This is a genomic window from Streptomyces sp. NPDC048565 (assembly GCF_040650935.1).
Taxonomy (GTDB): Bacteria; Actinomycetota; Actinomycetes; order Streptomycetales; family Streptomycetaceae; genus Streptomyces.
The window spans coordinates 40,905-63,015 of record NZ_JBEZIH010000027.1 but is presented as its reverse complement, the minus strand read 5'-3'; the positions used below and the strand labels follow the sequence as shown (position 1 = coordinate 63,015).

General features: G+C 71.3%; 19 protein-coding genes. 11 read left to right on the top strand and 8 right to left on the bottom strand.

Annotation, left to right across the window (positions count from 1 at the left end):
• Positions 1-3: 3 nt before the first annotated feature.
• Positions 4-1,278: an extracellular solute-binding protein gene (locus AB0C75_RS28420; protein ID WP_362894578.1), complete on the bottom strand. Its 1,275-nt coding sequence runs from the start codon at positions 1,276-1,278 to the stop codon at positions 4-6.
• A 357-nt stretch (positions 1,279-1,635) separates the two neighbouring features.
• Here AB0C75_RS28420 and AB0C75_RS28415 point away from each other — a divergent pair, with 357 nt between their 5' ends.
• Entirely contained in the window at positions 1,636-2,679 is a 1,044-nt protein-coding gene (locus AB0C75_RS28415) for a LacI family DNA-binding transcriptional regulator (RefSeq protein ID WP_362894577.1), read from the top strand.
• A gap of 75 nt (positions 2,680-2,754) precedes the next feature.
• A complete protein-coding gene (locus tag AB0C75_RS28410) occupies positions 2,755-3,738 on the top strand; it encodes a phosphatase PAP2 family protein (RefSeq protein WP_362894576.1) in 984 nt (327 codons plus the stop codon).
• A 52-nt stretch (positions 3,739-3,790) separates the two neighbouring features.
• On the opposite strand, the gene AB0C75_RS28405 is transcribed toward AB0C75_RS28410, so the two are convergent.
• The gene (locus AB0C75_RS28405) at positions 3,791-6,787 is read right to left on the bottom strand and encodes a bifunctional [glutamine synthetase] adenylyltransferase/[glutamine synthetase]-adenylyl-L-tyrosine phosphorylase (protein WP_362894575.1); all 2,997 of its coding nucleotides are present in this window, start codon (positions 6,785-6,787) and stop codon (positions 3,791-3,793) included.
• A gap of 148 nt (positions 6,788-6,935) precedes the next feature.
• Here AB0C75_RS28405 and AB0C75_RS28400 point away from each other — a divergent pair, with 148 nt between their 5' ends.
• Positions 6,936-7,475, top strand: coding sequence for a pyridoxamine 5'-phosphate oxidase family protein (locus AB0C75_RS28400; protein ID WP_362894574.1), 540 nt, complete (start codon positions 6,936-6,938; stop codon positions 7,473-7,475).
• Positions 7,476-7,540: 65 nt separating this feature from the next.
• Here AB0C75_RS28400 and AB0C75_RS28395 read toward each other — a convergent pair whose 3' ends face one another.
• Complete coding sequence (locus AB0C75_RS28395) at positions 7,541-8,329, bottom strand: putative protein N(5)-glutamine methyltransferase (protein ID WP_362894573.1); 789 nt, start codon at positions 8,327-8,329, stop codon at positions 7,541-7,543.
• Between the two features lie 144 nt (positions 8,330-8,473).
• Positions 8,474-9,259: a helix-turn-helix transcriptional regulator gene (locus AB0C75_RS28390; protein ID WP_362894633.1), complete on the bottom strand. Its 786-nt coding sequence runs from the start codon at positions 9,257-9,259 to the stop codon at positions 8,474-8,476.
• A gap of 54 nt (positions 9,260-9,313) precedes the next feature.
• Here AB0C75_RS28390 and AB0C75_RS28385 point away from each other — a divergent pair, with 54 nt between their 5' ends.
• Positions 9,314-10,504: an MFS transporter gene (locus tag AB0C75_RS28385; RefSeq protein ID WP_362894572.1), complete on the top strand. Its 1,191-nt coding sequence runs from the start codon at positions 9,314-9,316 to the stop codon at positions 10,502-10,504.
• 52 nt (positions 10,505-10,556) lie between these two features.
• Here AB0C75_RS28385 and AB0C75_RS28380 read toward each other — a convergent pair whose 3' ends face one another.
• Both AB0C75_RS28380 and AB0C75_RS28375 read right to left on the bottom strand, forming a co-directional pair.
• A complete protein-coding gene (locus AB0C75_RS28380; RefSeq protein WP_362894571.1) occupies positions 10,557-11,180 on the bottom strand; it encodes an AAA family ATPase in 624 nt (207 codons plus the stop codon).
• Between the two features lie 85 nt (positions 11,181-11,265).
• Positions 11,266-12,276: an NADP-dependent oxidoreductase gene (locus tag AB0C75_RS28375; protein WP_362894570.1), complete on the bottom strand. Its 1,011-nt coding sequence runs from the start codon at positions 12,274-12,276 to the stop codon at positions 11,266-11,268.
• A 140-nt stretch (positions 12,277-12,416) separates the two neighbouring features.
• Here AB0C75_RS28375 and AB0C75_RS28370 point away from each other — a divergent pair, with 140 nt between their 5' ends.
• Positions 12,417-12,983: a TetR/AcrR family transcriptional regulator gene (locus AB0C75_RS28370; protein ID WP_362894569.1), complete on the top strand. Its 567-nt coding sequence runs from the start codon at positions 12,417-12,419 to the stop codon at positions 12,981-12,983.
• 28 nt (positions 12,984-13,011) lie between these two features.
• On the opposite strand, the gene AB0C75_RS28365 is transcribed toward AB0C75_RS28370, so the two are convergent.
• Together AB0C75_RS28365 and glnA are read right to left on the bottom strand one after the other, a co-directional pair.
• A complete protein-coding gene (locus AB0C75_RS28365) occupies positions 13,012-13,206 on the bottom strand; it encodes a hypothetical protein (protein WP_362894568.1) in 195 nt (64 codons plus the stop codon).
• A gap of 410 nt (positions 13,207-13,616) precedes the next feature.
• Entirely contained in the window at positions 13,617-14,978 is a 1,362-nt protein-coding gene (gene glnA / locus AB0C75_RS28360) for a type I glutamate--ammonia ligase (RefSeq protein WP_099176388.1), read from the bottom strand.
• A gap of 244 nt (positions 14,979-15,222) precedes the next feature.
• Here glnA and AB0C75_RS28355 point away from each other — a divergent pair, with 244 nt between their 5' ends.
• From AB0C75_RS28355 to AB0C75_RS28330, 6 genes are all read left to right on the top strand, one after another.
• Positions 15,223-15,891 carry a DUF3105 domain-containing protein gene (locus AB0C75_RS28355; RefSeq protein WP_362894632.1) on the top strand — a complete coding sequence of 223 codons (669 nt, stop codon included), beginning with the start codon at positions 15,223-15,225 and terminating at the stop codon, positions 15,889-15,891.
• Complete coding sequence (locus tag AB0C75_RS28350; protein ID WP_362894567.1) at positions 15,888-16,616, top strand: DUF305 domain-containing protein; 729 nt, start codon at positions 15,888-15,890, stop codon at positions 16,614-16,616. Before AB0C75_RS28355 ends, AB0C75_RS28350 begins: the two co-directional genes overlap by 4 nt.
• 124 nt (positions 16,617-16,740) lie before the next feature.
• Entirely contained in the window at positions 16,741-17,166 is a 426-nt protein-coding gene (locus tag AB0C75_RS28345; protein WP_362894566.1) for a CBS domain-containing protein, read from the top strand.
• Between the two features lie 99 nt (positions 17,167-17,265).
• Positions 17,266-18,852: a multicopper oxidase family protein gene (locus tag AB0C75_RS28340; protein WP_362894565.1), complete on the top strand. Its 1,587-nt coding sequence runs from the start codon at positions 17,266-17,268 to the stop codon at positions 18,850-18,852.
• 91 nt (positions 18,853-18,943) lie between these two features.
• A complete protein-coding gene (locus AB0C75_RS28335; protein ID WP_362894564.1) occupies positions 18,944-20,698 on the top strand; it encodes an NAD+ synthase in 1,755 nt (584 codons plus the stop codon).
• Positions 20,699-20,816: 118 nt separating this feature from the next.
• Positions 20,817-22,061 carry an MFS transporter gene (locus AB0C75_RS28330; RefSeq protein WP_362894563.1) on the top strand — a complete coding sequence of 415 codons (1,245 nt, stop codon included), beginning with the start codon at positions 20,817-20,819 and terminating at the stop codon, positions 22,059-22,061.
• The last annotated feature ends 50 nt before the right edge of the window (positions 22,062-22,111 follow it).

Genomic DNA, 22,111 nt, shown 5'->3' with positions numbered 1-22,111 from the left:
TGGTTACTTCCAGCCCTTGAGGAGCTTGCGGTAGGAGTCGCCGGTCGCCTCGGCGGCCTTCTCGGGAGTGGTCTGGCCGGTGAGGACCTTGGTGTACTCGACGTTCAGCGGGGCGAAGAGGCTGCCGGTCTCGGGGATCCAGGGGCGCTCGACCGCGGTCTCGACGACCGGCTTGAAGAACTGGACGATCTCGCTGTCCGAGGCTTCCTTCTTGGCGTACGCGGAGGTGCGGGTCGGCAGCAGGTTCAGCTCACCGGCGGTCTTCGCCTGGGTCTCGACCGAGGTCATGTAGTCGACGAAGGCGTAGGAGGCGTCAAGGTTCTTGGAGCCCGCGTAGACGGCGAGGTTGTGGCCGCCCTGCGGGGCGCCCTGCCCGGCGGAGCCGGCCGGGACCGGGGAGATGCCGAGGTTCGACTTGTCGTCGGCGAACTCCTTGCCGGTGAGCGTCTCGCCCACCGCCCAGGGGCCGTTGACCATCATCGCGACGTCGCCGTTCTTGAACGCCGACATCATGTTCTCCCAGCCGTCCGTGGCGTCCGTCTTGGCCGTCCCGGAGTCGACGAGGTCCTTCACGACGCCGAACGCCTTGACTCCCGCGGCGTTGTCCACGGTGACGGTCTTCGACTCGGGGTCGACCAGGTCGCCGCCCTCGCCGTAGAGGAAGGAGAGGAAGTAGTAGGAGTCGTCGCCGCGCAGGTAGAGACCGGTCTTGCCGGTCTTCTCCTTGATCTTCTTGGCGGCGCTCTTGAGATCGGCGATCTTCGCGGGCGGCTCGACGCCGGCCTCCTTGAAGATCTTCTTGTTGTAGAAGATGCCCATGGAGTCGATGACCTGCGGGACGGCGAACGTCTTGCCGTCGTACTCGGTCGACGCGGCGGCCTGCTTGAGGAAGTCGCCCTTGTCCTTCAGCGCCGGGGTGCCGTCCAGCGGGGCGAGGTAGCCGAGGTCCGCGAACTCGGGGGTCCAGGCCACCTCGGAGCGGATGACGTCGGGGGCGCCGGAGCCGGCCTGGGCCGCGTTCTTGAACTTGTTCTGCGCGTCACCGAAGGGGACGCTGACGTACTTGACGTCAACCTTCGGGTGCTCCTTCTCGAAGCCTTCGGCGATCTTCTTGAAGACCTTGTCCTCGCTGCCGACGTTCGAGGTGTCCCACCACGTCACCGTGCCGGAGAGCTCGCCAGAGCTCTTGCCGCCGCCGGACTCGTCGTCGCTTCCGCAAGCGGTCGCCGCGAGCGCCAGGGTCGCGACCAGGGCGGTGGCCGTTATGCCACGTCGCATCTGAACTCCTTCAACTGCCGTACCGCTCCGTCGCGGCGCCGGGTCGACGTGAACGTAACAAGGATGCAAGATGACCGAAAGAGCTTGCGGAAGATTTCTGCAAGCGCTGCTGATCGTTACATTCGCGTGTCCTCAAGGTTGCCGTCAAGCCTCTTGACGGCAGTCCGTTCGCCCTGCTCGCGCCCGGCCATGCCCCTTCTCTCAGCGGTACGACGATCCGACCGGAGGGAACGGAGAGAGCCCGCAAGTCCTTGCAAGATGTTTCCGAACAGGGCCGGTCGGCCGGTGACCGGGGCGGACTGCCCGAATCCCGTGCATGGTGGGCAATCCGACACGCGCCCGGTACAGTCCATTGCCATGACCGCACGGCTTGCCGATATCGCAACTCAGGCGGGGGTCAGCGAAGCGACGGTCAGCCGCGTACTGAACGGCAAGCCCGGTGTTGCAGCGGCCACCCGCGAATCCGTCCTCGCGGCGCTCGACGTCCTCGGGTACGAACGCCCCGTCCGGCTGCGCCGGCGCAGCGCGGGCCTCGTCGGCCTGATCACGCCCGAGCTGGAGAACCCGATCTTCCCCGCGCTCGCCCAGGTCATCGGGCAGGCGCTCACCAGGCAGGGCTACACGCCGGTGCTGGCGACGCAGACACCGGGCGGCTCCACCGAGGACGAGCTCACCGAGATGCTCGTCGACCGCGGGGTCGCGGGCATCATCTTCGTCTCCGGACTGCACGCCGACACCTCCGCCGACATGCAGCGCTACGAACAACTGCGCGCCCAGGGCGTCCCCTTCGTCCTGGTCAACGGCTTCTCCCCCAAGGTGCAGGCCCCGTTCATCTCCCCCGACGACCGGGCGGCGATGCGGCTCGCGGTGACGCACCTGGTGGCGCTCGGCCATCAGCGCATCGGCCTGGCGGTCGGGCCCAAGCGCTTCGTCCCTGTGCTCCGCAAGATCGAGGGGTTCCACTCCACGATGCGGGAGCAACTGGACCTCACGGCCGATTGCGTGGAGGAGCTGATCCAGCACTCCCTGTACACGCTGGAGGGCGGCCAGGCGGCCGCGTCGGCGCTGATGGAACGCGGTTGCACCGCGGTGGTGTGCGCGAGCGACATGATGGCGCTCGGCGCGATCAGGGCCGCCCGCCGGATGTCGAAGAACGTCCCGCGTGACCTCTCCGTGGTCGGTTACGACGACTCGCCCCTCATAGCGTTCACCGACCCGCCGCTGACGACGATCCGGCAGCCGGTGACGGCGATGGGCCAGGCCGCCGTACGCACTCTGCTGGAGGAGATCGGCGGCACACCCGCGCCGCACAGCGAGTTCGTGTTCATGCCCGAACTGGTCGTACGCGGCTCGACAGCCGCGGGTCCCGGCCTCTCATCGGCGGCCCGCGCCCGCCGCTGACCTACTGAATGTGCGCCCCGCACCCGACCGGAGGATCATCGGGCCAAGGGGTACGTATCTGGGAGACTTGTGCCTATGGGTGATACGCACGTGACCACAGAGGAAGACCGCTCGGCGGCCTCCCCGTCACCCGTCGCCGACAGCACGCCCGTGTCCGGTTCGACACGAGCGAGCGCTGTGTCACGCATGCGCCGCACCCGGTTCTCCCTCAGCGCGCTGCGCTCCCCGCGCCGCCCACGGCTCTGGTTCGAAATCCTGCTGATCGGGCTCAGTTACTGGCTCTACTCCCTGGTGCGCAACGCCGTCCCCGAGCAGAAGGCCGCGGCCCTGCGGAACGCCGACTGGATCTGGTCCATCGAGCACTCCATCGGGCTCGCCTTCGAGGAGACGGTCAACGGGGCGGTCAACTCGGTGACATGGCTGATCGTCTCGATGAACTACTACTACGCGACGCTGCACTTCATCGTGACCATCAGTGTGCTCATCTGGCTGTTCCGCCGCCATCCGGGCCGCTATGCGGCGGCCCGTCTGATCCTTTTCGCCACCACGGCGGTGGCCCTCCTCGGCTACTACCTCTTCCCGCTGGCACCGCCCCGCCTGATGACCGGCGGCGGCTTCATCGACACGGTGGTGCGGCACCAGACGTGGGGCTCGATGGCCTCGGGCAACTTCAAGCACATGTCGAACCAGTACGCGGCGATGCCGTCCATGCACATCGGCTGGTCCCTGTGGTGCGGTCTGACCATCTGCGCGCTGGCGACAGCCCCCTGGGCACGCATCCTGGGCGCGCTGTACCCGGTGGCCACGCTGATCGTGATCGTGTCGACGGCGAACCACTTCTGGCTGGACGCGGTGGGCGGAATGGCCTGCCTGGCCTTCGGTATCGCCCTTTCCTACGGCTGGTACGGGACACTGCCGCACCGCCTGCCGAAACGCGTCCAGCGCCCCGAAGCGGCCCGCACGGCCCGTCTGCGCGCCCTGCGGAGACCTTCCGCTCGGGAAGCAGGGGGAGCGCGGGCAGTCCGGGACTCCCGCGAACCGGACCCCGCCGACAGCTGAGCTCCGGAACTCACCGGGCACCGGAGCTCACCCGGCGGGCCTCACCCGGACCTCACCCTGCGGCGCCGTAGAACCACTCGTCCACGACCGCCCTGGCCCGCCGGGTGGTCCTCCGGTAGTCCTCCAGCATGTCCCCCACGTGCCCCGGCTCGTAGCCCAGGTAGCGCCCCACCGCTGTCAGCTCCCGCGGGTTCGAGGGGAACGTGTCGCCCGGCCGCCCCCGTACCAGCATCACCGCGTTGCGCACCCGCGAGGCCAGCACCCACGCCTCGTCCAGCATCTGCGCCTCCTCCGCGGGGATCAGCCCCGCCGCGCACGCCGCCGCCAGCGCCTCACGCGTGTGCGGGGTCCGCAGTCCGGGCTCCTCCCAGGCGTGCTGCATCTGCATCAGCTGGACCGTCCACTCGACGTCGCTCAGCCCGCCGCGGCCCAGCTTGGCGTGCAGCGTCGGATCGGACCCGCGCGGCATGCGCTCGGACTCCATCCGCGCCTTCAGGCGCCGGATCTCCCGCACCGCGTCGTCCCCAAGGCCTTCCACCGGGTAGCGCAGCGGGTCGATGAGCTCGACGAAGGCACGGCCCAGGTCCTCGTCCCCGGCCACCGGATCGGCGCGCAGCAGCGCCTGGCTCTCCCAGACAAGACCCCAGCGCCGGTAGTAGGCCGCGTACGACTTCAGGGTGCGCACCAGGGGGCCGGTCCTGCCCTCCGGCCGCAGGTCCGCGTCGATGAGCAGCGGCGGGTCGGCGGTAGGCAGCTCCAGCAGCCTGCGCATCTCCGTGACGACGGTGTTCGCGGCCCTGGCCGCCTCCTCGTCGCTGACCCCTTCCCTGGGTTCGTGCACGAACAGGACGTCCGCGTCGGAGCCGTAACCCAGCTCGTGCCCGCCGAAGCGTCCCATGCCGATGACGGCGAACCTGGTCGGCAGGGTGTTGCCCCACCGTTCGCGGACGGCGGCGCGCAGCGCCCCCGAGAGCGTGGCGGCGTTGAGGTCGCTGACCGCGGAGCCGACCCGGTCGACGAGGGCGCCGTGGTCGGCTTCGGCCGGGTTGTCCTCGGTGCCGTACGAGCCGATGATGTCGGCCGCCGTCGTACGGAACAGCTCCCGCCGCCGCACCCCGCGCGCCACCGCGACGGCCGCTTCGGCCGCGGGGGCCCGGCCGACCGCGGCCAGTACCTCCTGTTCCAGGTGACTACGGCTGCGCGGCTTCAGCCCCTGCGGGTCGCCGAGGATGGCGACGGCCTCAGGGGCGCGCATCAGCAGGTCGGGGGCGAGGCGGCCTGCGGACAGGACCCGGGCGAGATTCTCGGCGGCGGCGCCCTCGTCGCGCAGCAGCCGCAGATACCAGGGGGTCTTGCCCAGGGCGTCGGAGACCTGGCGGAAGCCGAGGAGCCCGGCGTCCGGGTCGGCCGAGTCCGCGAACCAGCCGAGCAGCACCGGCAGCAGCGTGCGCTGGATCGCGGCCTTGCGGGAGACCCCCGAGGACAGCGCCTCCAGGTGCCGCAGCGCTGCGGCGGGGTCCGCGTAACCGAGGGCTTCGAGACGGACCACGGCGGCCTTCGCGCTGAGCCTGCTCTCGCCGGGCGCCAGCTGGGCGACGGCGTCCAGGAGCGGCCGGTAGAAGAGCTTCTCGTGCAGCCGGCGTACGACGGACGCGTGGCGCCGCCACGCCCTGTTCAGATCGGCGACCGGGTCCGTGCGCAGCCCGAGGGAGCGCCCCAGCCTGCGCAGGTCCGCCTCGTCCTCGGGGACCAGGTGGGTGCGGCGCAGCCGGTAGAGCTGGATGCGGTGCTCCATGGCGCGCAGGAAGCGGTACGCCTCGTCCAGCTGGGCGGTGTCCGCCCGCCCGACGTAACCGCCGTCGGCGAGCGCCCGCAGGGCATCGAGGGTGGAGCCCGAGTGCAGGGTGGTGTCGCTGCGGCCGTGCACGAGCTGGAGCAGCTGGACGGCGAATTCGACGTCCCTGAGCCCGCCGGGGCCGAGTTTCAGCTCACGGTCGACCCGGTCGATGGGGATGTTGTCGACGACGCGGCGGCGCATCTTCTGTACGTCGCCGACGAAGTTCTCCCGGTCGGCGGCCTGCCACACCAGCGGGGACACGGCCTCGACGTAGGCGGCCCCGAGCCCGGGGTCCCCGGCGACCGGCCGCGCCTTCAGCAGCGCCTGGAACTCCCAGGTCTTGGCCCAGCGCTGGTAGTACGCCAGGTGCGAGGACAGGGTCCGCACCAGCGGCCCGTTGCGGCCCTCGGGGCGGAGGTTGGCGTCGACGGGCCAGATGGTGCCCTCGACGGTGGTGTCGGAGCAGATCCGCATCAGGTGGGCGGCGAGCCGGGTGGCGGCCTGCATGGCGCTGTTCTCGTCCGCACCGTCGACGGGCTCGCCGACGAAGATCACGTCCACGTCGGACACGTAGTTCAGCTCGTGTCCGCCGCACTTGCCCATCGCGATGACTGCGAGCCTGCACTGCGCGGCGTCGTCGGGCGCGGCGGAGCGGGCGATGGCGAGCGCCGACCGCAGGGTCGCCGTCGCCAGGTCGGCGAGCTCGGCGGCGACCTGGGCGACATCCGTCGTTCCGCACACGTCGCGGGCCGCGACGGACAGGAGGGACCTGCGGTAGGCGGCCCGCAGCGAGTCCGGATCGACGGCGTCGGCGAGCATCAGCTCGAACTCGGGGACCCCGGGGTGCAGGTCGGTGGCCTCGTAGGTGACCAGCACCTGCCAGTCGCGTGGGTGCCGCGCCAGATGGTCCCCGAGCGCCTCGGAGGCGCCGAGGGCGCCGAGGAGCCGGTCCCGCAGCGGCTTGGCCGTGATGAGCGTGTCCAGCAGGATCTGCCGCTCGTCGGCCTCCTCGGCCTCGACGAGCCGCACGAGGCCGTGCAGGGCGAGATCGGGGTCGGCGGTGGCCCCGAGCGCCTCGAAGAGGACGGGATCGGCCCGTACGGAGGAGAGCTCCGGCAGGTCGAGGAGACGCTCGGCGGCGGAGGGGTCGGTGAAACCGTGCCGCAGCAGTCGGGTGAACGTACTGCTCCTGCGTCCCGGCACCGTCGTCATCCTGTGTCTCCTGCCCGCCGATCCCACATGTCCGCCCTTCGAGCCTAGCCCTGCTCCGATGAATCCGGAGCGGGGGCGGAGTCCGTACTTCACGAGGACGATCGAGGAACGACCGCCCGCACCGCACTGCCACCCCTGGAGGCCGGAAATGCCCGACAGCGACACCACCACCGACGCCGCCGCCGTTCCTGAGACCCTGCTGGACCCGCACTACAGCGGCGAGGACGCCACCGCCCGTCCGTGGGCGGACGCGGTCGAGCTGCTGGAGCGGGCGGAGCTGTACTGGCTGTCCACGGTCCGCCCCGAAGGCCGCCCGCACGTCACCCCGCTGATCGGCCTCTGGTCGCACGGCGCGCTGCACTTCTGCACCGGGCCGTCGGAGCGCAAGGCGCGCAATCTGGCGGCCAACCCGGAGGTCGTCCTGACCACCGGAGCCAACACGCTCGACCAGGGCTTCGACGTGGTGGTCGAGGGCCGGGCCGCCCGGGTGACGGACGAGCGGCGGCTGATCACCCTCGCCGAGGCGTGGGAGGCGAAGTACGGCGCGGAGTGGCACTTCGGCGTCACGGACGGGATGTTCTCCAACGGCGCGGGCGGCCGGGCCGAGGTCTTCGCGGTGACCCCCCGCACGGCGTTCGGCTTCGCCAAGGGCACCCCGTACGGCCAGACACGGTGGCGCTTCACCTGAGCCGGCCACGGCCCGCCTCCCCCGGTCACCCGGGGTCTGGCCGGCCACCCGCCTCTCTCCCCCGGTCACCGGGGTCTGGTGCCGATGACGACGGTGGCGTACAGCTCGTCGGAGACCGCGACGCGCGCGGTGAGCCCGCTGCTCCCCACCGTCTCCTCGGCGCGCGCCGCCTGCCGCTCGCTGGTCTCCACGAGCAGGCTGCCGCCCGGGGCCAGCCAGCCGGTCGCCTCCGCGACGACACGCCGCATCACGTCGAGTCCGTCGCCCCCTCCGTCGAGCGCGACGCGCGGCTCGTGGATCCGCGCCTCGGCGGGCAGCAGCTCGACGTCCTCGGTCGGTACGTACGGCACGTTGGCGAGCAGGACGTCGACCCTGCCTCGAAGCGAGCGGGGCAGGGGGGCGAAGAGGTCGCCCTCGTAGACCGTTCCTCGTCCGCCCACGTTGCGCCGGGCCCAGCGCACGGCGGCGGGTTCGACGTCGGCGGCGTGCAGTTCGACCTCGCCCAGCCACTCGGCGAGCGCTCTGCCGAGCGCCCCCGTACCGCAGCAGAGGTCCACGACGACCGCCCGCTCGGGTGCGAGCGCCGCGGCCTGCCGGACGAGGAACTCCGTACGCCGCCGGGGCACGAAGACCCCAGGCCCCACCTCGATCCGCAGCCCGCAGAACTCGGCCCAGCCGAGCACGTGTTCAAGCGGCAGACCGGCTACGCGGCGCTCCAGCATGGCGGCGAGCCCGGCGGGGCCGGCCGCCGTGGAGAGGAGGAGTTCCGCCTCGTCCTCGGCGAAGACACAGCCGGCGGCGCGGAGGCGGGTGACGAGGGTGGAGAAGGTGAGCGGAGGGGCGAATTCCTGCATGGTGCGGAGCCTTTCGGAATGACCGATGGGCGCTCCGCGAGTCGTTCAGGCCCGGTCGGCCACACGACGGCGAGGAGTGAGCGCCCAGCCTGCTGAAGCGGTAATGGGTCTCACCTCCTGGGTCGGTCCCGGTCTCGGGACGGGTCACACTACCGGACCCCGGCCGCGCGCCTCACCGCCCGCGCCTCCCGGTGTTCTGTGGGCACCGGGCGTGCGCCCGTAGGCCCGGCGGAACACATCGATGAAGGCGCTGGCGGACGACCAGCCGCAGGTGTGCGCCACGGTGGTGACGGGACTTCCCTCCGCCAGCAGCACCAGGGCCCTGTAGAGGCGGAGCTGGGTGCGCCACTGGGGGAAGGTCATGCCGAGGTCGCTCCTGAACAGCCGCGACAGGGTACGGGCGCTCGCACCGGTCTCCCTGCCCAGCGCGGCCAGTGTGCGCGGGTCGCCCGGGTCGGCGTGCAGGATCGCGCAGACGGCCCGCAGCGCGGGGGCGGAGGGGGCGGGCAGATGCACGGGCGTCTGGGGCGAGGCGCTCAACTGGTCCAGGAGCACCGCCCGTAGCCGGCCGCGGGACGGACTCTCGTCGCCGGGGGCACGGGTGTAGGCGAGGATCAGTTCGCGCAACAGGGGGCCGACGGTCAGCACCGCAGGTTCGTCCAGGCCGAGCGGGTTGTCCCGCGCGGGGAGCCCGACCAGGTGGAGTTCGAGTGCGCCGTGGGCCTGATGGGCGTGAACGGTACCGGCGGGCACCCAGACGGCACGGTTGGCGGGCGCGACCCAGGTCCCGGCTCCGGTGGTGACGGCCAGCACTCCGCGGGCCGCGTAGACGATCTGGTGGTCGTCGTGACGGTGGGCGTCGATGGCAGCCCCGGGCGCGACCCGCTGACTGCGGGTGGGGGCGGTCGGCTCGTGGCGAATGTCCGGCATCATTCGGCAGATTATCGGAAGTGCGACAGGAGGCCCTCCGGCGACGATGGCGGCGTGCCAGCGAACAGAACGATCCTCCTGCTGTCGGTCGGGCACGGCTGCGTGGACGTCTACCAGGGCTCCGTGGCCGCGCTCATCCCCTTCTTCATCGCCGAGCGGTCCTACACCTACGCGGTGGCCTCCGGCATCGTGCTCGCCGCTTCGCTGCTGTCCTCGGTCGCCCAGCCGCTGTTCGGGGTGCTCACCGACCGGTGGGCGATGCCCTGGCTGATGCCGGCGAGCACACTCCTGGGCGGCCTGGGGGTCGCACTGAGCGGCCTCAGCGGCTCGTACGCCCTGACCCTGGTGTTCGTCGCGGTGTCCGGCATCGGCATCGCCGCGTACCACCCGGAGTCGGCGCGCGTCGCACGGATCGCCTCCCGGGGCAGCCACACCGCGATGGGCTGGTTCTCCCTCGGCGGCAACATCGGCTTCGCCGCCGCCCCGCTCATGGTCACCGCCGCGATCGCCACCGGGGGCCTGCGGTACACCCCCCTGCTGATCCTGCCGGCCCTGGTGGGCAGCGTCCTGTGCCTGCCCGTACTGCGCGCCCTGACGCGGGCCGACGCGGCGGCGGGGAAGGGGACTTCGGCGCCGAAGGCGAGACGAGAGCACGACGACACGGCGTCGTTCGTCAGACTGTCCCTCGCGGTGGCCTGCCGGTCCGTCGCGTTCATGGGGCTGAGCACGTTCATCGCGCTCTACGCCAGGCAGCGCACGGGCGGCGGCACGACGGCCGGCACGGCGGCCCTGTCCGTGCTCTACCTCGGCGGCGCGGTGGGCACCGTGCTCGGCGGCAGGCTCGCCACCCGGTTCGACCGGGTCGCCGTCGTCCGCGGCGCGTACCTGGCCGGCATCGCCGCCGTCGCCGGCACCGTCCTCGTCCCGGGCCCGCCCCTCTACTTCTTCACGGCCCTGGCCTCAGCGGCTCTCTACATCCCCTTCTCGCTCCAGGTGACACTCGGCCAGGACTACCTGCCGTCGCGGGTGGGCACGGCGAGCGGGATCACGCTCGGCCTGGCCGTCAGCGTGGGCGGCGTCGCGGGCCCCCTGATCGGCGCCCTTGCCGACGCCACGTCCCTGCGAACGGCCCTGACCCCGCTGATCCTCATGCCGGGCCTCGCCTACCTGATGGCGCGCACCCTGAACGAGCCGTCCACCCACCTGTCGGTGACGGCGGAGCCGGTGCGGGCCCCCCTGACGTGACGGGGGGAGCTTACGGACGAGAAGGTGCCCGATATGCCGGTGTCTCGCGACCTCAACTTCCCTGTGGCCAGCGGGGTGGCTCCTCGACGCGGGCCTCGGTCCAGGCGCGGGCGAGGATCTCGTCCACGGTCTCGGCCGGGGTCTGGGACGAGGTGTCGATCCAGAGGCCCAGGCGTGCGGTCTCCTCGCGAAGGACCTGGTCGAGCATGTGGACGGTCAGGGTGTCGTAGGCGTTCTTGGTTCTGGCGGCCTCGCGGGCCAGGACCGTGCCCGGGTCCGGCGCGAGGACGACGACCAGCAGGGGTCTGCTGCGGATCTGCGCGACGGTCCAGGCGAGGTGCTCGCCGAGGATGACGTCCTGGGCGACCACGGTGAAGCCGGCCTCGAAGTAGCTGTCGCCGACCTGCGCGGTCAGCTGGTGCCGAAGTCGCAGCTGGCGGACGGCCTCTTCACCGGCGGTGGCCGTCATGTCGGCCCGGCCGTTGACCACCATGCGGCGGAACCGGTCGCCGCGTACGTGCACGGAGTGCGGCAGCCGCTCGGCCAGCGCCTGCGCGACCGTCGACTTTCCAGCTGCCTGGATACCGGTGACGAGGACGATCGCCCGCTCCGCCTGCGGGAATCCGGGTGCGCCGGGTTCGTCCGTGCTCGGCGACGCCTTCGGAGTGCTGGTCATCGTGGCCCTTCAGGACAGGGGGTGTACGAGGCCCCGGTACGGTACCGGCTGCCGGCCGATCCGGCCCGACCCGGCGGAAGGCCCCCTATGCGACCGTGAGCACGATCTTGCCCCGGATGTGCCCCCGGGCGGCGCGCTCGTGTGCTGCCCGGGCATCCGCCAGCGCGAAGGTGCTGTCGATCGCGACGCGAACCGTCCCCGCGTCGAGCAGGCGTCCCAGTTCGGCGAGTTGCGCGCCGTTGGAGCGAACCTGGGTACTGGAGACCGTGACGCCCAGCTTCGCGATCTCCTCCTCGTCGAAGTCCCCGGGGAATACGGGGAACTGGGCTCCCCCGCGCTTGAGTGTGTGCAGGAGACGCCTGCTGTCCGGGCCGCCGACGGTGTCGAGGACGAGGTCGACGTCGTGGACGAGGTCCTCGGGACGGCTCCGGGTGTAGTCGATGAACCGATCGGCGCCGAGGTCACGCAGGAACGATTCGTGCCCACCCGATGCCACCGCGACGGCACGAGCGCCCTTCCACTTCGCCAGTTGCAGCGCGAGGTGCCCCACGCCGCCCGCGGCGCCGTTGACGAGCACCGTGGCGTCGGCGTCCAGAGCCGTCGGGCGATGCCGTGCCTCCTGGAAGGGCGAGGGGTGATCGTGGCCGGTCTCGATCAGGAACTGCCAGGCGGTGAGCCCGGCCATGGGCGCCCCCGCGGCGTGCACATGGTCGATGCCCGCCGGCTTGCGGGCGAGGTCCGACGCGGGCGCCGCCACGTACTCGGCGTATGCGCGTCCACGGAAGCTCGGGAAGCGCAGCATCCCGAAGACCTCGTCACCCACGGCGAAGTCGTCCACCCCCGGTGCGACGGCTTCGACGACACCCGAGACGTCCGTGCCCGGAACGACCGGCAGGCTGACCGTCGACTCCGGGTCCCCGGGCATGGTGGTCATCCCGCCGCGCAGGTACCAGTCCGGAGGATTGACACCGACCGCGTGAACGCGGACGAGCACATCCCCCGGGCCGAGCTCGGGAATCGGCACCTCGTCGTACCGCAGGACCTCGGGACCACCGTGCTCGTGGAGCCGGGCTGCCCTCATCGTGTCTGTCGGCATCGTTCTTCTCCTGCTCGTGGTACGGGATAGAGTTATGCGGATCGGTGATCCAGATAAGCGGATCACTGGTACGAATATATGGACCACTGATCCGAATAGTCAAGAGGGGCCCCGCGAGGGGCCAAGAGGGGCAGGGGCGGATGCGGGCCGACGCGAGGAAGAACCGCGACCATCTGCTCGCGGTGGCGGGCACCGCCATCACCGAGCAAGGCGTCGATGTGTCCCTGCGCGACATCGCGCGCAGGGCCGATGTCGGGCTTGCGACGCTGCTGCGTCACTTCCCGACCCGGGAGGCGCTGCTCGAAGCGCTGCTCCGCACGAGCTTCGACAGACTGACGGGGCAGGCGGCCGAGTTCGAGACATCGAGCTCGCCCGAGGACGCTCTCGTCTCATGGCTGCGCGGCTGCGTCGCGTGGACCACCGAGTACCGCGGCGTGACCACGCTGATGGCGGCCGCCATCGAGGACGCCGAATCCGCGCTCCACGCTTCGTGTGTCACCCTGCGCGCGGCCGGCGCGCGACTCCTCACCCGTGCCCAGGCCGCCGGTGTGGCGCGGAGCGACATCGATGGCACCGACCTGTTCGCACTGGTGGCCATGCTGGCCTGGCTCGGCGATCAGCCCTCGCTCACGTCACGCGCCGATCACCTCTTCGACGTGGTCGCGAGCGCCGTCCTGACGAGCGCGGGGAGCAGCGTCGACGGGTGACCGCGCCACCCCGCGCCGTACAGGCCGCTCACCACGTCAGCCTCTGCGCTCCGCAGCTCGGCGAGGTAGTCGGCGATCGCGTCGCGGTTGCGGTCAGGACCCCGATGCGCGCGGTCATTCTTTCCTGCTCGCGTTCGAGCGTCGTCAGCGTCTCGGGCGTGACGCCGTCGACCTCATCTTCGACGAACAGTCCGACGGTGTGGACCTCGTCAACGGACTGCACCTCAGGTCGGGCATCGGATACGCACTGCCAGACCGGCGCACCCTGTCCTGGATCCCTGAAGGCCGCATCGCGTTCCGGGGCGGCTGGGGCGGCTCGATGGCGATCATGGACCTCGACCGTCGCATGACCATCAGCTACGTCATGAACAACATGGAGGCCGGCATTCTCGGCTCACAGCGGGCCGCGGCCTGCATCACCGCCGTCTACCGGGCTCTCGGCGGTCGGACGCCGGGGTCCCGCTTCGCTGACGGGAGTGGCTCTCGTCCACGGGAGGCGCGAGACCGGCGAGGAGGATCGTCAGGAACTGGCCGGCCGCGGCCGCGGCGTCCTCCCGGGGATCCCGCGCGGAGACGGCTACGGGCCGGCGGTGCGGACCGCCGGCCCGAAGCCGCTCACCCGGACTTCTGGAGTCACAGCACCGGCAGCAGGTTCTTCAGCTCGAAGGCCGTGACCTCGCTGCGGTACTCCTCCCACTCCTGCTTCTTGTTGCGCAGGAAGAAGTCGAAGACGTGCTCGCCCAGCGTCTCGGCGACCAGTTCGCTCTTCTCCATCAGCGAGATCGCCTCGCCCAGATTCTGCGGCAGCGGCTCGATGCCCATCGCGCGGCGCTCCGAGTCGGAGAGGGCCCAGACGTCGTCGTCGGCGCCCGCCGGGAGTTCGTAGCCCTCCTCGATGCCCTTGAGGCCCGCGGCGAGCAGGACGGCGTACGTCAGGTAGGGGTTGGCGCCGGAGTCGATGGAGCGGACCTCGACGCGGGCCGAGCCGGTCTTGCCGGGCTTGTACATCGGGACGCGGATCAGCGCGGAGCGGTTGTTGTGGCCCCAGCAGATGTACGAGGGGGCCTCGCCGCCGGCGCCCGCGGAGCGGCTGGAGCCGCCCCAGATGCGCTTGTACGAGTTGACCCACTGGTTGGTGACGGCGGAGATCTCCGCGGCGTGCGTGAGCAGGCCCGCGATGAAGGAGCGGCCGACCTTCGACAGCTGGTACTCGGCGCCCGACTCGTAGAAGGCGTTGCGGTCGCCCTCGAAGAGGGAGAGGTGGGTGTGCATGCCGGAACCCGGGTACTCCGAGAACGGCTTCGGCATGAAGGTGGCCTGGACGCCCTGTTCCAGCGCGACCTGCTTCATGACCAGGCGGAAGGTCATGATGTTGTCGGCGGTGGAGAGCGCGTCCGCATACCGCAGGTCGATCTCCTGCTGACCGGGGGCGCCCTCGTGGTGGCTGAACTCGACCGAGATGCCCATCGATTCGAGCATGGTGATCGCCTGACGGCGGAAGTCCATGCCGACGTTCTGCGGGGTGTGGTCGAAGTAGCCGGAGCTGTCGGCCGGGGTGGGGCGGCTGCCGTCCACCGGCTTGTTCTTCAGCAGGAAGAACTCGATCTCCGGGTGGGTGTAGAAGGTGAAGCCCAGGTCTGAGGTCTTCGCGAGGATGCGCTTGAGCACGAAGCGGGGGTCCGCGAAGGACGGTGAGCCGTCCGGCATCAGGATGTCGCAGAACATCCGGGCAGTGCCCGGGGCCTCCGCACGCCAGGGAAGGATCTGGAACGTGCCGGGGTCCGGCTTGGCGATCATGTCCGACTCGTACACACGGGCGAAGCCTTCGATGGCCGAGCCATCGAAGCCGATGCCCTCGTCAAAGGCCTGTTCGAGCTCGGCCGGGGCCACGGCGACGGACTTGAGGTAACCGAGAACATCGGTGAACCACAGCCGTACGAAGCGGATGTCACGCTCCTCAAGCGTCCTGAGGACGAATTCCTGCTGCTTGTCCATAGCCACATCCTTGCAGTTCAGACGGTCCGTGCACCACCGCCCGGGGTAGGGGGGACACCTCAGTATCACGACCCGGGATTTCACCCAGATTACGCACACGGTGTGAGAGAGAGCACCCGGCCACCCACTACGCTCGGCGCCCATGGTGTGCAAGGGCCGCGGCCGCTCGGCCGGGGTCCGCGCGACCTGGTTCTCCCGCTCCGATCCCGTCTCCTCCCACCCCTTGGCAGAAGGACCCGACGACATGAGCTTCGACCGCAGGACCCGCCTGGATCAGATGCGCGGCGCCGACCGCGCGCGTGACCGCCGCAACCGGGTCATCGGCATAGGCCTGAGCGCCGTTGTGGTCGCGGGCCTGCTGGGTTTCGGCTCGTACATGCTCCTGGAGAAGTCCGAGGCGACGGAGTCGAAGGAGCCGAAAGCGCTGACCGAGCAGGACGGCAAGGGGCCCGACGACCGGTCCTCCGGGCCGATCGAGGGCGAGAAGACCTGGGATGCGGCGAAGCTGGGCCGCGACCATGTCACGACCGATGTGAAGTATCCGATGAAGCCGCCCGTCGGCGGGAACCACAATCCGGCCTGGCTGAACTGCGACGGCGTCGTATACGAAAAGGCCGTCCCGAACGTCAACGCCGTGCATGCCCTGGAGCACGGCTCCGTCTGGGTGACGTACAGCGGGAAGGCGTCCGGCTCGGACGTCGACGCGCTCGCGTCCCGCGTCAGGAGCACGCCGTACTCCCTGATGTCCCCGTACGAGGGACAGACGGGGGCGATCATGCTGACCGCCTGGGGCAAGCAGGTCACCGTGGACGGCGCCGACGACCCGCGGGTGGCCCGGTTCTTCGCGAAGTACGTACAGGGCGCGCAGACGCCCGAGCCGGGTGCGCCGTGCACCGGCGGGGTCGACGGGTGAGCCCGGCGTTCACCCGTCGTACGCGATGGGTCGCCGGCTCCGCCGTGGCTGTCGCCCTGCTGTTCGCCGGCGCGGCGACGGTCGCATCGGCGCGGGGCGGTACGGAGACGTCCGGGCCTCCCCGTACGCCCTCGGCGGGGTCCGCGGACGCGGGCTTCGCGCGGGACATGGCCGTCCACCATCAGCAGGCCGTGGAGATGGCGTTCATCGTGCGCGACGGCACGGAGGACGAGGACGTGCGGCGTCTGGCGTACGACATCGCCAACACGCAGGCCGGCCAGCGGGGCATGCTGCTCGGCTGGCTGGATCTGTGGGAGCTGCCGAAGACGGCGCCCGACGGGCAGGGGCCGATGGCCTGGATGGAGGGCGGCGCACACAGCGACCACGGCGGGCACGACATGGCAGGCATGGCAGGCATGGCAGGTACCGAGGGCATGGCAGGTACGGAGGGCATGGATCACGACGGGGCCCTCATGCCGGGCATGGCGACCAGGACCGAGCTCGGCCGGCTCCGTGAGGCCACTGGCGCGAAGGCCGAGATCCTCTTCCTCCAGCTGATGACCGACCACCACAAGGGCGGCGTCGCGATGGCCCGCGGGTGCACCCGGCAGTGCACCGTGCCCGTGGAGAAGCGTCTGGCGCGGGGCATGGTCGAGGCGCAGCAGTCCGAGCTCGACCTGATGGCGGACATGCTCGCGGCCCGTGGGGCGGCACCCCGTCCCTGAGCGCGGGAACCGGCCCGGCGTACGCCCGAACGGGTGACAGCGTTCGCGTGCGCCGGGCGGGGCCGTGACGATGGAAGGGCTCGGGGTCGTACAGCAGTGCCCATCGGCACGCAGGAGGCAACCCATGACCACGGCCAAGGACATCATGCATACCGGGGCGCACTGGATCCCCGCCCACGAGACGCTCGACCGCGCCGCCCAGATGATGCGTGACCACAAGGTGGGGGCGCTGCCCGTCTCCGCCGAGGGTGAGCGGGACCGAATGGTCGGGATCATCACCGACCGCGACATCGTGATCAAGTGCGTGGCGTGGGGGCACGATCCGTCGAAGGTGACGGCGGGCGAACTCTGCGACGGCACACCGCGCTGGATCGAGTCGACGGCGGACGTCGAGGCGGTGCTGCTGGAGATGGAGGGCAACCGGATCCGCCGCCTCCCGGTGATCGAGAACAAGAAGCTGATCGGCATGATCAGCGAGGCCGACCTGGCGCTCCACCTCTCGGACGAGCAGGTCGCCGGCTGGGCGGAGAGGGTCTACGCCCACGGCTGACCCACGCACCGGCCCCCGCCGGTACGTTCCCCCCTCGGGTGTCGGGCCCTCGGGTGTCGGGGCGGCGCGCTTATACCCGCCAGGGGTACGGTGCGCAATATGTCTGAAATGCCCACTCGTCGCGCCATGCTCGGCGCCGGAATCGCCCTCGCGGGAGCAGCAGGAACAGCGGGAGCAGCAGGCCTCGCCTCACGCGCCGCCGCGTCCCCGGCCCACCCCTCGCCCTTGCGCGCCCCCTCCCCCGCGCGCGCCGCGGACCAGTACGTCACGCCCGACGGTCCTGAGGTGCTCGACGCGGAGGCCGAGCGGGGCGCCGGGCCGGTGCGGAAGGTCTCGCTCACCGCCGCCGCCTCCCGCTTCGACCTGGGTGGCGGCCTCTCCGTCCCCACCTGGGCGTACGGGGACCACCTGCCAGGTCAAGCGATCAGGGCCACGGCGGGCGACACCCTGGAACTCGCCCTGGCCAACCATCTGCCGCAGGCCACCACGCTGCACTGGCACGGCCTCGCGCTGCGCAACGACATGGACGGCGCGCCCGGGCTCACCCAGCAGCCGATCGCGGCCGGCGCCGACTTCACCTACCGGTTCGCGGTCACCCACCCCGGGACGTACTGGATCCACCCGCACTCGGGTGTGCAGATCGACCGGGGGCTGTACGCACCCCTGATCGTCGACGACCCGAAGGAGCCGCTCGCCTACGACAAGGAGTGGATCGTCGTCCTCGACGACTGGCTCGACGGGGTGGACGGCTCCACCCCCGACGCGGTCCTCGGCGAACTGTCCAAGGGCCGCGGCAGCGGCCATGACGCGGCCGCCCACAAGGCCCGCCGTCGCGCGGCCGGCGAGGACCCGCCCTCACGACTCCTGGCGGACGCGGACAGCGATCTGCTCGGCGGCCACGCCGGCGATGTCGGCTACCCCCACTACCTGGTCAACGGCCGCAGGGCGGCGGACCCCTCGGTCTTCGAGGCCCGGCCGGGCGACCGTATCCGGCTGCGCGTCATCAACGCCGGCGGGGACACCGCCTTCCGGCTGGCGCTCGGCGGCCACCGGATGACCGTGACGCACACGGACGGCTTCCCCGTACGGCACACCGGGACCGACACCCTGCTGCTGGCGATGGGCGAGCGCTACGACGTGCTGGTCACCGCGGGCGACGGGGTGTTCCCGCTGACCGCTCTCGCCGAGGGCAAGAAGGCGTCGGCGCTGGCCGTGCTGAAGACGGGATCGGGGGCGACCCCGCCCGCCACGGTGCGGCCCAAGGAACTGGACGGCGAGCTGGTCACGGCGGACCGGCTGACCCCGGACGCGTCGGTGGCCCTGGCGGAGCGCGAGCCCGACAGGACCGTGCGCATGACACTCACGGGTTCCATGGACGCGTACGACTGGGCCTTCGACCGCAAGCCCTACGACCCGGCGGTGCGACAGCCCGTCAGGGCCGGGGAGCGGGTGCGGCTGGTCTTCAGCAACCGCACCGCGATGTGGCATCCGATCCATCTGCACGGCCATACGTTCGCACTGGCCGGCTCGGCGCTCGGCGCGCGCAAGGACACCGCCGCCGTCCTGCCCGGTGGCTCGCTCACGGTCGACCTGGACGCGGACAACCCCGGCCTGTGGATGCTGCACTGCCACAACGTCTACCACGCCGAATCGGGAATGATGACGGTCCTCGGCTACCTGCGCTGAGCCGCTCGGCCCGGCCCCGTCCGGGAGCGGTCCGCCGCATCCGGACGGGAACGCCAGGACATCGCGTCAGAAAGACGATTACACTGCCGGGGTGCCTCAACTACGTCTCGCACTCAATCAGATCGACGCGACCGTCGGAGACCTCGCCGGCAACTCCGAGTCGATCGTCCACTGGACCCGGCACGCCGCCGAGCAGGGCGCCCATCTGGTGGCGTTCCCCGAGATGGTGCTGACCGGATATCCCGTCGAGGACCTGGCCCTGCGGCCGTCCTTCGTCGAGGCCTCGCGGACCGCGCTGCACGCGCTCGCCGCCCGCCTGGCCGACGAGGGCTTCGGGGAACTGCCGGTCGTCGTCGGCTATCTCGACCGCTCGGAGCACCCTCCGGCGCGCTACGGCCAGCCCGCGGGCTCCCCGCGCAACGCCGCCGCCGTGCTGCACCGGGGGCGGACCGCGCTGAACTTCGCCAAGCACCACCTGCCCAACTACGGCGTCTTCGACGAGTTCCGGTACTTCGTGCCGGGCGACTCGATGCCCGTCGTGCGGGTGCACGGCATCGATGTGGCACTCGCGATCTGCGAGGACCTCTGGCAGGACGGCGGCCGCGTTCCGGCCGCCCGCGCCGCCGGGGCCGGACTGCTGCTGTCGGTCAACGCCTCCCCGTACGAGCGCGACAAGGACGACACCCGGCTGGAGCTGGTCCGTAAGCGGGCCCAGGAGGCCGGGTGCACGACGGCGTATCTGGCGATGACCGGCGGCCAGGACGAGCTGGTCTTCGACGGGGACTCGATCGTCGTCGACAGGCACGGCGAAGTCATCGCCCGTGCACCGCAGTTCACCGAGGGCAGCGTGATCCTCGACCTGGAGCTGCCGGCCGCCGCCGCCCTTCCGCCGTCGGGGGGCGCGGGCGACGGGCTGCGGATCGACCATGTGGTGCTGAGCGCGGACCCGCTTCCCGCCTACGAGCCGGAGCTGGCCGGCGGATACGCGGAGCGGCTCGACGACGACGAGGAGCTGTACTCGGCGCTGGTCGTGGGCCTGCGCGCGTACGCCTCGAAGAACGGTTTCAGCAGTGTCCTGGTCGGGCTCTCGGGCGGAATCGACTCCGCGCTCGTCGCGGCGATCGCCTGCGACGCGCTGGGCGCCGCGCATGTGTACGGCGTCTCGATGCCGTCGAGGTACTCGTCGGAGCACTCCAAGAGCGACGCGGCCGAGCTGGCCCGGCGTACGGGGCTGAACTTCCGCACCGTACCGATCGAGCCGATGTTCGACGCGTACATGGGGGCGCTGGGGCTCACCGGTCTTGCCGAGGAGAACCTGCAGTCGCGGCTGCGCGGCACGACGCTGATGGCGATCTCCAACCAGGAGGGCCGGATCGTGCTCGCGCCGGGCAACAAGTCCGAGCTGGCGGTGGGCTATTCCACGCTGTACGGCGACTCGGTCGGCGCGTACGGGCCGATCAAGGACGTGTACAAGACGTCGGTCTTCCGCCTGGCGAAGTGGCGCAACCGCGCCGCCGTGGAGCGCGGGCAGACCCCGCCGATCCCGGAGGCGTCCATCACCAAGCCGCCGAGCGCGGAACTGCGTCCTGACCAGGTGGACACGGACTCGCTGCCGGACTACGAGGTGCTGGACCGGATCCTGGAGCTGTACGTCGACCGGGACCAGGGGCGGGACGCGATCGTGGCGGCCGGGTTCGACGAGCCGCTGGTGACCAGGACGCTGCGGATGGTGGACACGGCGGAGTACAAGCGGCGGCAGTACCCGCCGGGCACGAAGATCTCCCCGAAGGGCTTCGGCAAGGACCGCAGGCTGCCGGTCACGAACCGGTGGCGCGAATCGGGCTGACGCACGGGCCTGACACCTGAGGCATCTGCCCGATGCCGCCGCCCCACCTCAGCCGCCAGCATGACCGGAGGCGCGCCCCGGCCGGGGCGCGCGTCACGGCGGGTGCGAGGAGCTGGCAGTGGCGTCGGGCGCGGTGGTACGGGATCGCACAGCCCTGCTCTGTCTCATGGGCCTGCTCGTGTCCGGCTTCGGTACGTCCGCGATGTGGCTGACCGCCGGTGTCTGGGTCAAGTCGCAGACCGGGTCGGACAGTCTGGCCGCCCTGACGGTGTGCGCGATGTGGGCGCCGGTACTCGCGGGACCCGCCCTCGGCACGGTGGCGGACCTGGTGCCGCGCAGGCTTCTGCTGGTCACCGTGAATCTGGTGATGGCGGGGCTGCTGGCCTCGCTGCTCCTCGTCGGCCGGGACAGCCGGATCGGCGCGCTCTTCGCGGTCCTGTTCCTCTACGGCGTGAGCGGCGTGCTCCTGGACGCGGCGGAGGCGGCGCTGGTGGCGGGGGCCGTCGACGCGCGGCTGAGGGGGGACTTCAACGGGCTGCGTACGACGGTGAACGAGGGCATGAAGCTGCTCGCGCCCCTCGCGGGCGCCAGCCTGTTCGCCCGGTACGGCGCCGGCCCCGTGGTCGTGCTGGACGCGGTGACGTTCGCCCTGGCCGCACTGGTCTTCGCACGGCTGAGGGTGCGGGAGCCCACCGGTGCGGCCAGGCGGAAGGCCAGGCGGAAGGCCAGGCGGATTTCGGGGAGGAGGTCGCGGCGGGGCGGTACGGCGGCGGGGATCCGGCTGCTGCGCGGCTCGCCGGTCCTGCGGCCGCTGGTGTACGCGGGTGCGCTGACGATGCTGCTGGCGGGGATCAACGGGGCGGCGGTGTACGCCGTCGTGGAGACGCTCGGCCGCCCACCGGCGTACGCCGGAGTGCTGTACGCCTTCCAGGGCGCGGGCTCCGTGGCGACCGGGCTGCTGGCCGGGCCCCTGCTGCGCCGGATGCCGGAGCGGGCCTTCGCCGGGGCGGGGATCGCCGTGTTCGCGGTGGCGGTGGGCGTGCGGGCGGCGGGCGGTGACGCGGTGGCCTCCGCGGCGAGTGCGGCGATCGGCGCGGGCCTGCCCTGTGTGCTGATCGTCGCGATGACGGCGGTGCAGCGGGAGACGCCGGACGCGGTGCTGGGCCGCACGGCCGCTGCGGCCAACTCCCTGATGATGGTGCCGAACGCGTCGGCCCTGGCGGTTGGCGCGGGGCTGGTCGCCGTGGTCGACGTCCGGCTGCTGCTCGCGCTGACCGCGCTCGCGGGACTGGTCACGGCGGCCCGGCTGCTGGGCCCCGTCCTGCGGAGGCGCCCCACACGCACCCCCACGGGACCGGCCTGATCCGGATGAAAGCCCGGGCCTGATGAAATGCCCGGGCCCGACGAAAGGCC